Genomic DNA, 13,267 nt, shown 5'->3' with positions numbered 1-13,267 from the left:
CAGGAATCGCCCCATGATCCGTAGAAACCCGGCTTTATCGCTGTGCGCGCCGTTGCTGCTGGTGGCTTCATTCAGCCAGGCGGCCGAGACCGTGAAGATCTACAACTGGTCGAGCTACATCGCCCCGGACACCCTGAAGAACTTCCAGAAGGAAACCGGCATCGGCTTCAGCTACGACGTCTACGACAGCAACGAGACCCTGGACGGCAAGCTGATGACCGGCCGCTCCGGTTATGACGTGGTGTTTCCCTCCAACCACTTCATGGCCCGGCAGATCGAGGGCGGGGCGCTGAAGAAACTCGACAAGAGCCAGTTGCCGAACTGGAAGAACCTCAATCCGGTGCTGCTCAAGGCCTTGCAGACCAACGACCCGGGCAACGAGCACGGCTTCCCGTACCTGTGGGGCAGCACCGGGATCGGCTACAACGTCGCCAAGGTCAAGGCGGTGCTGGGAGACAATGCGCCGGTGGACTCCTGGGACCTGATCTTCAAGCCCGAATACATGCAGAAGCTGCAGAAGTGCGGGGTGGCGATCCTCGACAACGGCCCCGAGCTGCTGCCGGCGGCGCTGAATTACCTGGGCCTGCCGCACCACAGCAAGAACCCCGAGGACTACAAGAAGGCCGAAGCGCTGCTGCTGAAGATCCGGCCTTACGTCAGCTACTTCCATTCCTCCAAGTACACCGGCGACCTGGCCAACGGCGATATCTGCGTGGCGGTGGGTTTCTCCGGCGACGTCCTGCAAGCGGAAAGCCGGGCCAAGGAAGCCAAGAACGACGTGGAAATCGGCTACGCGATTCCCAAGGAAGGCGCGCCGATCTGGTTCGACATGGTGGCCATGCCCAACGACGCGCCGGACGAAAAGGCCGGGTACGCCTACATGAACTACCTGCTGCGCCCGGAGGTGATGGCCGAGATCACCAACCATGTGCACTACGCCAACGGCAACGAGCAGGCCGACAGCCTGGTCGACCCGGCCATCAAGAGCGACACCAAGGTCTACCCGAGCCCGGACATGATGGGCAAGCTGTTCGCCCTGGAAGCCATGCCGCTGAATATTGACCGGATCCGCACCCGGGTGTGGAACAAGATCCGCACCGGCAGCTGAGGCATTGCCGCCGCTCCCCGCTCTGGCGACCGCCGGCGGGGAGCGCGGCCTTCACTGGTTTATCTTCAGCCGTACCGCCAGCACCATCCCCAGAACCTCACGCCCATGGTCGGTAAGAAAAGCGCCGCCCGCGCCGATCAGGTGCGTCATCCCGGGGCGTTCGTCGCATCGACCTTTCTGTCAATTGTCCGCGGACAATGGCGGGGTGCGAGGCGGGATCATGCGCTTCGTACCCGTCGACTCAAACGCTGAAGCCAAACGCAGCAGCGTCGAATCGTCATAGGCACGACCGGCAAAGGTCAGTCCAACCGGCATGCCTATGTCCGGCATGACGCCCATCGGTACGGTGACGGTGGGCACGCCCAGGTGGCGGATCGCGAGGTTGCCGTTGGCGACCCAGATGCCATTGCTCCAGGCGATGTCCGCTGACTGCGGATCGACGTCGGCATTTGCCGGGCCAACGTCGGCAACTGTCGGGAATAGCACGGCATCGAGCCCAAGCCGATCCATCCAGTCTTCAAGGTCGATCCGACGCGTTTGTTCAAGCCCTCGAAGTCCGCCAGCAAGAGTGGTGATCTGGTCCCAAGGGGTAATGCCACGCTCGGCCATCTGCACGTACTCGCTCATGTCAATGGCAAAGGCACCCTGCTGACAGGGCAGAGTGCCTGGATCGTGTGGAAAAATCTGCTGCCCGTCGACGTCGACCAGACGGTGCAATTTCGGATCGTTGTTGGCCCGTAGAAAGTCATCGAATGCCCAGGCCGAAAGATCCCACAATTCATGGTGCTGGAACTCTTCAGGCACTAGTCCGCGATTGAACACCTTTGACGCGCCAGGGCGATCACCCTCGTAGTTGGAGACTAGAGGAAAGTCGACATCAAGCACTTCGGCACCTGCGGCTTCGAGTGCCTGGCGAGCTTGTTCCCAAAGGCCGATCACCGAAGGATGAGTGTTGATGCGCTGACCGGTTGGCCCACCAATACCCGGCGCCTCGGAGGTGCCGGCTTGCGGATCGGCGTTAATGTACATGCACGGAACGCCGAAGCGCTTTCCAACGAGTGCTCCACTGTTCGCCGCCAGCGACACATAGGAGGCTGGACGCACCGAAGCCACGCTCGGGATCGGTACCCAGGGCTGCATCCGCCAAAGATCGCCGCGTGTGTCGGGGTCTTCGGCCACCACCACGTCGAGCACCTCAAGGAGGTCCCCCATGGTTCTGGCATAGGGTACGACAACGTCCATCGTCGGTACCAATGGCCAGTTGCCTCGCACCGAAATCACCCCGCGCGAAGGGGTGTAGGCACACAAGCCATTGTTCGAGGCCGGGCCGCGGCCACTCGACCAGGTTTCTTCCGCCAGGCCGAAGGCGGCGAAGCTGGCGGCGGTGGCGGTACCCGCGCCGTTGGACGAACCCGAGGCGAAGGGCGCGGTGAGGTAATTGGCGTTGTACGGGCTTTCCGCACGGCCATAGACCCCGCGCTGCATGCCGCCGTTGGCCATCGGCGGCATATTGGTCTTGCCCAGGCAGATCGCCCCGGCGGCGCGCAGCCGTTCGATGGTGAAGGCATCGCGATAGGCGATCAGGTTGGCGAAGGCGGGGCTGCCGGAAGCCGCGGTGAGGCCCTTGACCAGATAGCTGTCCTTGGCGGTGTAGGGAATGCCATCGAGCGGACCCAGGGTTTCGCCCTTGGCCCGGCGGGCGTCGGAGGCCAGGGCCTCCTTGAGCGCGTCGGGGTTGCGCACCACTACCGCGTTAAGGGCGGTGGGGGTGTCGGGGCCATCGTAGGCATCGATCCTGGCGAGATAGGCCTGGACCAGTTCAACGGCCGTTGTCTGGCCGGATTCGAGTGCAGCGCGCAGTTGGGCAATGGAAACTTCGGTGACCTCGATCATGCTGCTGCCGCCGACTGCTGATGGTTGAAAAGGTGATTGTTTCCATCACGCTGGAACTCGGACTTAAGGGCATCACTAAACTCAAAATGGACTTTCATAGTGGTTCTCGTTGCACTGAATTATGCGGCAGGTTCGGGACTTACAACCTGTGAGTTCTATTTAGCAATCAGCAGGGGAGGCGGAATTGATGTAAGGATTCGCACGCCGTTGTCGGCGCCTGACCGAACAGCGACGGTCTGAATCAGACCGTCGCTGAACTAATCCAAACCTCTGATCGGGCGCCCCTGGGGCCCTTTAGCAACTGTGGCTTCGGCAACAGCTATAGAGTCTGTGCCAAGCCTCCATCTTGTCGGACTCAGACACCTGACTTGATTCTTGTCCAGGCCCGGGTTCGTGCACGCTCCGCCTCTCGGGGCAGCGGTTTCACGCTGTAGAGCGTTTTCATGGTCGCTTCGGTCGGGTACAGGTTCGGGTTGTTGCGGATCGCCGGATCAACCAGTTCAGTGGCGTCCTTGTTCGGGTTCGGGTAGCCGACAAAGTCGCTGATTGGCGCGATGACTTTCGGTTCCAGCAAGTAGTTGATGAAGGCGTAGGCGTCTTCCGGGTTTTTCGCTGATTTCGGGATCGAGAGCATGTCAAACCACACGGGTGCGCCTTCCTTGGGCAGACGCATGTCGACCACCACGCCATTCTTGGCGTCCTTGGCACGGTTGTTGGCCTGGAAGAAGCTGCCGGAGTAACCGACTGCGACACAGATATCGCCGTTGGCGATGTCGGCCATGTACTTGGACGAGTGGAAGTAGGTGATAAACGGACGGACCTTCATCAACAGTTCTTCAGCCTTGGTGTAGTCGGCCGGGTTGGTGCTGTTGGGGTCCAGGCCGAGGTGTCGCAGGGCCAGCGGCAGAATCTCCGACGGCGAGTCGAGCAGGGCCACGCCGCACTGCTTGAGCTTGCTGATGTTCTCTTCTTTGAAGATCAGGTCCCAGCTGTCCACCGGTGCGTTATCCCCCAGCGCGGCTTTGACTTTTTCCGGGTTGAAACCTATCAGGACGGTGCCGTACATGTAGGGCACACCGAATTTATTGCCCGGGTCGTTGTCTTCGACCAGCTTCATCAGATTGGGATCGAGGTGTTTCCAGTTTGGCAGCTTGCTGCGGTCCAGTGGCTGGAACACGCCCGCCGAGATCTCTTTAGCGAAGAACATGTCGCCCGGGTTCACCACGTCATAACCGGAGTTGCCGGTGAGCAGCTTGGCTTCCAGGGTTTCGTTGGTGTCGTAGACGTCGTAGACCAGTTTGGTCTGCGTGTTCTGGGCCTTGAAATCTTCCAGAGCCTTGGGGGTTATGTAGTCGAACCAGTTATAGACCCGCAAGGTGCGATCTTCGGCATGGGCGAGAGAGCTGAGCAGGCCGAGCCCGCAAAGGGCTTTACCAAGCAAGCGAAGGGGGCTGTTCTTGATCAATTTTAATCCAACCTTTGTAGGAACTATGTTTAAACGCAAACGTGCGTTAGATAAGTATTTTCTGGATGTCGAAAGTGTGTTCATACACAGCACTCTTCTTTCGGAACTGACAACAAGGGGTCTTGAAGTTCTGTCAGCAAATTGGCAATCCATTCGCGTTGATGGGGTTGCAGCGTTTCTCCTGTCATACCCTGCATATCAGCAAGATTGGGATCGGTAATAGCAGTGGACTGCTCGCTCAATGTCTCAATAACGGCTAGGCCCATGTAAATCTCATGCCGGATAAAACCGGTCTTCATTGCACAAACCCTCGCCGAACTGCCATCAAATCGACCAAAGAAAGTGATGAGCGAGTCAGTAGGGTAGGAGGAAGGTCAGGAGGGGGGAATGCCTCTATCGGGGTAGGTGAGCTCTTTGGCGTCGCCGCATTCCTCAACCATGAGTATGGTCATCTCCAGCTACTGCGCCCTGTGCAGCGATGAGCCGCTCGATGCGGTTTCGCATCGGGCGGATGTACGTCGTATCTTGAGCTTTCTACTGCCTGGAATGCAGTAGTCCGAAATAAGCTCCCGGGGTAATAAAGTCCTGATCGACGTCCTTGGCGACCAGGGCGATTTATTACGAAATAGCCAGGCTGCTCTTGGCGGTGCTTTTCGTCTGAGGGGCGTCAATGAAGAGGTAGAGCTCATTCACCCTCTGGCGCTCTGCAGCATTGGCGGGGAAGAGCAGGGTGATGGTTACGTACACCACGAAGTTCACAGCTAAAGCAACCACTCCAGAGGTCAAACCCTCCAGTTGAGGCAGGGAGGTCGGAAAGTACCACTGTAGAACCCCGGCACACACGAATCCGCTGATCATCGAGCAGACCGCGGCTGCAGCAGTTCCACGTTTCCAGAAGATCCCGAGGAAAATGGTTGGAGCCAGTTGGACTATGCCCTGGTATGAGGTCATTGCAAGAGTGATCAGGTGACTGGATTTAGTGGTTGATACCGCGAAGACTGCTGCAAGGATGGTCAGTATTGCTACGGTCAATTGTCCAATGCGGTGGTTCTCAATCCGACGCTCCTGCAGGACCCCAACGATGTCATTCGCTGTCTGTGCGCCGAGTGCTTGCAGATTGGCGCCGACGTTACCCATGGTTGCTGCTACCACGCAGATGCCGGCCAGCGTCACCACGAGCACCCCACCGACTTCAGCTGCGATGAACCATACGGCGTCCGGAGACTCTTGAACCCCGGGAAGCGTCGAGGCGCTCAAGGCCAGCAGAGTGATCGAGGTGCCGAATATAAGCAGAATGGGTGCGACCTGAACTGCTGACTTCTGGATTGTCCTGGTGCTACGAGAAGCAAAGAGCCTGACGAAGATGTCCGGCCAGCACCATCCACCCAAAGCGCCAGTGACGATCAAGGAGAACAGGTACAGAGGCCCGAGCTCGCTACCAGGGCCTGGAATGGTGAACATGCTGGAACTGGATTGCCCGAATCCATGTCCGTTGGTGGTCAGCCAGACCAGCAGACCAAGCGCGATAAGTGTCCCGATCAGGTAGGCTGCGATTCCTTGGATCATGTCGCTGACGATGACGCCCCGGGCGCCGAAGCGGATGGTCCAGATTTGACGAGCGACAATCAGGCCGATACCGATGAAGACTGCAGTGGTAGCACTTACAGCACCGAACGATAAGTGCGTGAAAACAAGTGTCAGAGATTGCATGCCCAGCACGATCCAGGGGAAGGACGCGATGATGCCTATCGCCGCGGCGACCACCCGCACGGTCTTTGAGTTGTAGCGCAGGCCGAGAAGGTCGGCTTGCGTGCGTAGGTCAAACGCTTTGCCCCACATGTGTACTGGCTTGGCCAGGAGGAACATGAGCACTACCGCGAGAAGCGAGTAGGGGACGTAGTAGAATCCGATGATTCCCGAGGACGCCGCGAAACCCGCGAAAGAGATGAAAATTGTCCCCGGAAGCCAGGTGTTCACGAACGCCATGGTTGAGTAGAAGCTACCGAAGGAACGTCCACCCGTTGCGTATTCGCTGAAACTGCCCGATCCATCAGCTTTGTGGCTCTTTTCCAGAGCATAAATAATGATCAGGAAGAAAATTAATACCCCGCCGTAGCCAATGAGCATCTGCATTTTATTCACCCTCTTGTTTTGAGCATGCCGCGATCAGCGGAAGAGACAGTGTCACGAACAAGCTTGATCCCAGGAAGTAGGTAAGGGCTTGCGTTGGTGATCCGTTTCCGAAGTGCCAATGCAACGGCGCTGCTAGCATCAGAAGAAAGTCCGCTAACACGATGAGTTTTATCAAGAGTGGTTGTGATGTGTTTGAATCACGCTCGGCAATAAGTTGCGACATGGCAAGACCTTAGGTTTATTATTTGAATGGACTGAAATGTGTCGATTACATATTTTGCGAGTGTTAGCTACGGCGTGCTGTTTCGGCAGGACATTGCAGTAGCTTCCTTATCTCCATGAGATGTTCGCGCTGGTAGCTCTGTGTCTCCTGGCCGAAAAGTCCCTTCATGTCATTGAGGTTGGGGTCGGAAATACCGGTTTTGATGCCGCTCAAGGTCTCGATAACTGCAAGCCCCATGTAGGGAACAGTGTTCTGTTCATAGCCACCCTCGTGGCACATCACCAACTTTCCTTTGCATGAAATATCCGCGGCCTCCATCACTCTTCGTGTCAAGTCTCGGAAGCTATCGCTATGGAGCAACATTCGACCCAAGGGGTCGTAAGCTCCGGCATCGAAGCCGCAGGAGACGATGATCAGCTGTGGGTCGAACTCCCTGAGCGCCGGCACGATGAGTGTGTCCATCGCTCCCAGATAAGCTCCGTGACCGGAACCTGGAAGCATGGGGATATTCAGGTTGTAGCCAGCTCCTGCGCCAAGTCCGCGCTCCTCGGCACACCCACTGTCACTGGGGTAATTTCCCTTTTGGTGAATGGAGATGGTCAGTACCTTGGACGATTCCCAGAAGATGTCTTGCGCGCCATTACCGTGGTGGACATCCCAATCCACGATGGCGACGCGTTCCAGGCCATGCTTTTCGATTGCATGTTTAGCGGCAAGAGATCCGTTTGCGAAAAGGCAGAAGCCCATCGCTGCATCGGCAACAGCATGGTGCCCTGGTGGTCGAACCAGGGCGTAGGCGTTTTTCACATCCCCACGCATCACTGCATCTACGGCCTCAATGACGCCGCCTGCGGACAGTGCCGCTATGTCATAGCTACCTGCACCAAAGGGCGTGTTAGCGCTGAAGGCTCCACCTCCGGCCTTTGACATTGCCTCAAGTTCATCCAGGTAGGCAGCCGAATGAACCATTTCGAGTTCATCTCGTCGTAACGCTCGGGGGCGAATGTGAAACAAATCGTCTGTTATGCCACTGACATCCAAAAGATTTTTGAAGCGTCGTTTCGTCTCCGCTTCTTCGAATGGAGTACCAGGCTGGATCGTCAACCCTGGTTTGTAGATTCCGGCATGGCACCCCGTCGAATGCCACATGAATAGCTCATGCCAAACGAACCCAGTCCCCATTTTCTACCTCGTCATCAAATCTGTTATTAGAGTTGCAATTGATTTGCCTCATCAGCTTATGCCCTGGGGGTAGGGGAGACCATGCCGCTATAGGGGTAGTGATTGGGGGACGCATGCGGCCTGGCAGCCGATTAGTAGGGAGGACGCCCTGCCAAAGGGTGGTAGCGCAACACAATGTGTCACCCAGCGGTTCGCACGCTGCTGGGGTGTGTTTCCCCTATACAGGCTTTGCTTGGGTTTTTTAGAGGCAATGCGCCTCACGAACTTGAATTCGATGAGGCGCTTGAGTGATCAGAAGAGGTAGGTGGCGTAGACTTGAAAGGCAGAGAAATCCTTATCTCCAAACACTTCTTTGGCCGCCGTCTTCGGCTTTACCTGATTGTACGAGAGAGTGATGTAGGCGTTCTTTGTAAGGGTGAGGTCAGCGAAAATAGCGGCTTCATCTGCAAACTCTTTGCTGCTTACAGCAGTGCCGTAATAATTTCTTTTGTCCAGGTCGAAGTCGTAATACGCGGCGCCCAGGGTCACCTCGGGCGTTATAGGGAATGCTGCCTTCCACATGCCAACCACTTCGTTGCTGTTGTTTAGCAAGTAGTTGCCAGTGATGTCACCGATTACCCAAGCGCCGCGCTCCATGTAGCCTTTGGCCAGAGGGTCCCAGCTTTCTCGCTTTCCGTCGGTAGCGTCGTCGTCTCCAGAAAATGCCGCATAGCGGTAGGTGATCTGTGGTGTCGCGGGCAAAGCAGAGAATGTGTATGCAGCCTGGGCATACCAAGCGTTCCCTTTGAACTTGACGCCTTCACCGCTTCCACGTTGGACTGCATATTCAGCGTCGAGAGTCAGATCATCAATGCCTGGCAACTTCATTGACATAAGTCTGAAGTCGTAGACGTTCATTCCGTTCTTCGGAGCTGTGCGCTGGAAATTTGAGTCGGTATCGCTCACATGGATGTACGCCGCACCCAGCTTGCCGTAGGTGGAGTTGTAATCCATGTTGATGCCAGACAGCTTTTGATGACCCATGTGCTTATCGGTCGTAACGGTAAATGCTTCTGCTGAGAAAGCTGATTTGCCCGCATAACGAAGGATGATGGTGTCTTCAAACGCTCGACGCGGATCTCCCCAGTATGTTCCTTCGTCGAGCATCCCTAGATGCCCATCCGCGATGATGAAACCGTTGCCTATCACGTAGCTTTGACGGCCTGCGCTTATACTCAGATCTTTGTATTGGGCGCCTAAATAAAGATCTTCCCAGCTGGTCCTGCCATCTCCCCCACGCGTGTATCCGCCGGCATCGCCGTCGCCACTGGTGTGGGTTGTGATGAATGATAGGCCCGAGAAAAATTTCACGGAATCATTCAGGTCGTATTTAAGTTCAAGTTTTGGTTTTATGAATGTTTCGAACCAGTCTGCACGATCTCCGTGATTCTCTCCGCTACGGTAATCAATCTGGCCAAGACCAAAGTTAACTCCTTTTGTCGAGAGTGCCGCTCCGCCTACCAACACGCTGGTGCTGCCACTCAGGTCGCCGTAAGTAAAGTTGTATTCGGCTTTCGCTATTGGAAGTTGTGTTACTGCTATAGCGGTAAGTGTGACGCCACTAATGTTTTTGAAAAAATTTGGCCACAGCCTGTTGCTGTTCCCCATAACACTCTCCGAACTTTTTTTGGATGGGTAGCAATACCCTTTTTATGAGAAGTGCGAAGCGACCGTTGACGCTATTTTTTAAGCCCTAGCATCTGCGAATAGCAGTTTCGTCATTGGCGGTCGCACTAAATTACCTTACTGGAGAGATCTGGCATGAGACATACCCCTATTGGGGCAATTTGCTGGAAAAGCATCAGCTTGCGTCGGGCATTCGGGAAACCTTCAACGACAGCATTCAAGTAAGTTGATTGAAGACGGCTATTTCGATAACCATGGCATCTACATAGTAAAAATCTACAACGCCCTTATGCACAGGATCAGCCTGCTCGTGTTGAGCACCTCGCAGAGAGTGCCGTGGTTTGATCATCTGGGTGGTCTGTGCAACTTCCAAAGCGTGTATCTGGGAAACTTCGACCACATGGCGGTACCGCCCTTCAAGGTAGCGCGGTTGGTGAGGCCAGAGGAGAGTATTGACTTGGGTGGCTGGCGGGGCCGCTTGCTGGACGTACGAACGCCAGCACCTGCGGGCGTTCTCGCGTGCTTTCAGAACAAACGACGTAGTAGTTGTGCAGTAGTGCTGGCACGGAGATTGGTAAAGGGCAGACCCATCGTCCTTCGTCCAGGTCCCGGGCAGAGACCATTTCATCGCTCAGTCCGTAACTCGCTTACGGCGTCACCGATTTCGCTCATGGCGATTGCTGCACGCTTTTGCAACTGACGGCCACTTGGGGTGAGGACTAACTGCCGCCGATGTTTAGAGAAGAGCTCTACCCCCCAGACCGGACTGCAGGGCTTTGAGTTGTTGACTCACAGTGACACGTAGCTCTATCGGCACCAGAATCGGATCGTCAGCGCCCGCTCCATTGAGCAACATGTTTGGAGTTTCCCTCGTAAGGGGAAGGAAGTACCGTCGCGGCAAATCGGCTGCACAGTTGCAGTTCAGTATTGACTCCCAGCTTGGCATAAATATTTCTACGATGGACCTTGACGGTCTGTGCACTGATCTCCAGCAGGCGAGCAATTTCTTTGGTGCACTTGCCTTGTAACATCCATCGAGTGATTTCCCGCTCCCGCACGGTCAGCAGCTCCTCACCGAATCTGGCCAGACGTGTTTCGATGGAATGTGGCATAAGATGCGCGTCTTGCTTTACCGATCGCTGCTTCCAGAAGTTTTTCAGCAAACACTCGATCAGCGGATATACGCTGCTCAACGTTGCCAGTTCGTCTTCATGGGCAACACCGCCACGTCGGCCAATCGATAGCACCAGGGATTGGCGGGGCGCCACGGGCAACAAGATATCTATCTCGTCATGGAGGTGTAGATCCTCATAGTAGGTTCGGTAGTACGCAGAGTTTTTCAGCGAGCAAGTACTTGCATTGATTTGAATCACGCTACCCGTGCCGTCATATCGAAGCTTATCCAGCAGCGGGTCGTCTTTGTATGCCGATGCGAAGTAAATTTCGAAATACTGATAATGCCGATGTGCTGGGATGTCATGAGAAATGATTATCGGCAAATCGCTGCCATGGTCATACGCCTTGAGGATGAAAGTATCGTGTTCGATAAATTGTTTCATCGCATCGGAAAGCAATCCCGGAAGGCCATTCTCCAATTGTCTGTCAAACAGACTTGCAAGGACCATGTTCCAGTTCACAACTTCCTGGAGCGACAATATCTGATTGAGTGCCATGTTCAATACCGCTTGTTCGAGAACGATTGCAGGGAGAAATTAAGCAAAAAACGCGCCAGAGGAGCTGTGCACGAACCTTTGTGGACTGGACCGCCAGAGTTGCACCATCAGGCAGGGGCCCTTGCTCACCCTGGGCCCCGCGAATCTGCCTAAATCACTTCAGGGCGTGTTGAAGACAGTGGGAATGGCTGTCCCGAATGTTACTCCACGTATCGCAACTCTTTCTAAACAGTTGGAGAGTGTCCCGATTTTCCACACCCGGTCAGACTATCGTGAGCGGTCAGTAGAGGGGCTCTTCCGTTGCCGACTGGTAATGGGTTAACGACCTACCCCGATAGTTGTATGTACAGCCACCGGTCTACTTTCTATTTTTCTCTCAGTCCTGCCCCCAATGCCTGATCGTACTAGGTGTGGGGCGATTTAAAACATAATTACAAGGGCGCTATGGTTTCGCATGTAAGTAACTGCTCTTGTCTTTCCTGAAGATGGTAATTACAAAATTAGTTCGCTACTCATTCACACGTCATGGTGCCGTTAATTCCGATGTAAGAACGACCTCGGTCGGTCGAAAGTGTTCTTATGGCTATTCAAGCTAGCGCTTGGGAAATTTCCTACAAGTTGCCGGGATAAATCCTTCGCTTCCAATGAAATGGAATTGCCAGAATTTTCCCCTCAAGTCATTGGCAGAGTAACTGGCGAGATGTGCTCCCCTAGCGTCCTGGTTTTAGCAGAACAATCGTTTCAGCGTGGCGCGTTAGTTACGGCTCTCCAGCATCTGGGTGTCGACGATATTTTGCAGGCGGATGACAGCGAGCGGGCCCTGACGCAAGTATACCGGGCGGGAGGCGTTGACATTGTGCTTTGTGACCTGAGCGATACGACTGTCAACTGTCTGGACTTTCTGACTCAGGTCGCAGAGAACGGCATGGCTCATGCGGTTGTACTGTGCAGCGAGCTGAAGCCGGAATTGCGCCGTGCAGTCGAACAGATGACCTGTCTTTCGGGGTTGCAGATGCTCGGCGTCATGAGCAAGCCCACGCAGCTGTATAGGTTGCAGGAAATCCTCAGTCGCTATTCTCGCCGGCGGCCGGCACCGGACGTCGAGTCGGCGCCTCACTCCAGGCTCCCGAGCGAGGAGGACGTGCGGCGAGGCCTGGCCCAGGGAGAGTTCAGGGCCTGGTTCCAACCCAAGTTCGATTTGAAAACTTCCGCGGTGGCCGGGGCAGAGGCGCTGGTGCGTTGGCAGCACCCGGTCAGAGGCCTGTTGTTGCCCAGGGACTTTCTGGCGGCCGTGCTGGCCTATGACCTGATCGACGAAATGCTCAAGCAGCTGCTGGAGCAAGGGATGAGTTTGCTGAATGCCTTGCGCCGATCCGGTCTGGGCCTGGAGTTGGCGTTCAACCTTCACGCCTCGCAATTGGCCCGCAATGACCTGATCGAGCACATTGAGCAGCTGTTGAAGCGCCACGGTTTCCCAGGATGGACGTTGTTGTTCGAAGTGGCTGAAAACGGCTTGCTGGATGTTCCTCGCACGACACGGGAAAACCTCCAACGCTTGCGCATGATGGGGTGCGGCCTGTCGATCGATGATTTCGGCATGGGCTTTTCATCGTTGACGTTGCTCTGCCAACTGCCGTTCAACCAGCTCAAGCTCGACGGCCAGCTTGTCCGCTCCATCGAGGATCCGCGGACCCATGCGATGGTCACCAGCACCGTGGCACTGGCCCGCGCGCTGAACATGAGCCTGGTGATCGAAGGCGTCGGCAGCCAGGTTATCCGCGACGGACTGGTGGCGATGGGGTGTTCATTTGGCCAGGGCTTTTACCTGGCGCGTCCGATGGAAGCCCAGCGGTTCCTGCGGTGGTTGCAGGAGTCTGATTCACCCACTTGAAAGCGTCAGTCTCGGTTCCTCAAACAGCTCGATA

The 13,267-nt window shown here is 55.8% G+C and carries 9 protein-coding genes; 2 read left to right on the top strand and 7 right to left on the bottom strand.

Features of this window, described 5'->3' with window-relative positions; all coding sequences use genetic code 11:
* Window positions 1–13: 13 nt before the first annotated feature.
* On the top strand, window positions 14–1,108 hold the full coding sequence (locus tag J4D52_RS12515; protein WP_025808724.1) for a polyamine ABC transporter substrate-binding protein: 1,095 nt from the start codon (window positions 14–16) through the stop codon (window positions 1,106–1,108).
* Between the two features lie 180 nt (window positions 1,109–1,288).
* Here J4D52_RS12515 and J4D52_RS12510 read toward each other — a convergent pair whose 3' ends face one another.
* The 7 genes from J4D52_RS12510 to J4D52_RS12480 form a co-directional block, all read right to left on the bottom strand.
* The gene (locus tag J4D52_RS12510; protein ID WP_025808725.1) at window positions 1,289–3,001 is read right to left on the bottom strand and encodes an amidase; all 1,713 of its coding nucleotides are present in this window, start codon (window positions 2,999–3,001) and stop codon (window positions 1,289–1,291) included.
* Window positions 3,002–3,356: 355 nt separating this feature from the next.
* Window positions 3,357–4,463, bottom strand: coding sequence for an extracellular solute-binding protein (locus tag J4D52_RS12505; protein ID WP_053279616.1), 1,107 nt, complete (start codon window positions 4,461–4,463; stop codon window positions 3,357–3,359).
* An 83-nt stretch (window positions 4,464–4,546) separates the two neighbouring features.
* On the bottom strand, window positions 4,547–4,765 hold the full coding sequence (locus tag J4D52_RS12500) for a hypothetical protein (RefSeq protein ID WP_155274289.1): 219 nt from the start codon (window positions 4,763–4,765) through the stop codon (window positions 4,547–4,549).
* Window positions 4,766–5,084: 319 nt separating this feature from the next.
* Complete coding sequence (locus tag J4D52_RS12495) at window positions 5,085–6,599, bottom strand: sodium:solute symporter (protein ID WP_051519232.1); 1,515 nt, start codon at window positions 6,597–6,599, stop codon at window positions 5,085–5,087.
* Between the two features lie 286 nt (window positions 6,600–6,885).
* A complete protein-coding gene (locus tag J4D52_RS12490; protein ID WP_207272128.1) occupies window positions 6,886–7,971 on the bottom strand; it encodes a class II histone deacetylase in 1,086 nt (361 codons plus the stop codon).
* A 324-nt stretch (window positions 7,972–8,295) separates the two neighbouring features.
* Window positions 8,296–9,651 carry an alginate export family protein gene (locus J4D52_RS12485; protein ID WP_025808729.1) on the bottom strand — a complete coding sequence of 452 codons (1,356 nt, stop codon included), beginning with the start codon at window positions 9,649–9,651 and terminating at the stop codon, window positions 8,296–8,298.
* 848 nt (window positions 9,652–10,499) lie between these two features.
* Entirely contained in the window at window positions 10,500–11,342 is an 843-nt protein-coding gene (locus tag J4D52_RS12480; protein ID WP_025808730.1) for a helix-turn-helix transcriptional regulator, read from the bottom strand.
* A gap of 649 nt (window positions 11,343–11,991) precedes the next feature.
* Between J4D52_RS12480 and J4D52_RS12475 the strand changes: the two genes are divergently transcribed.
* On the top strand, window positions 11,992–13,233 hold the full coding sequence (locus J4D52_RS12475; protein WP_226304299.1) for an EAL domain-containing protein: 1,242 nt from the start codon (window positions 11,992–11,994) through the stop codon (window positions 13,231–13,233).
* Window positions 13,234–13,267 lie beyond the last annotated feature (34 nt).

This window comes from Pseudomonas sp. GW460-12-10-14-TSB1 (assembly GCF_017349775.1).
Lineage (GTDB): Bacteria > Pseudomonadota > Gammaproteobacteria > Pseudomonadales > Pseudomonadaceae > Aquipseudomonas > Aquipseudomonas piscium.
The sequence above is the reverse complement of the archived record's forward strand: the minus strand, read 5'-3'. Positions and strand labels throughout refer to the sequence as shown.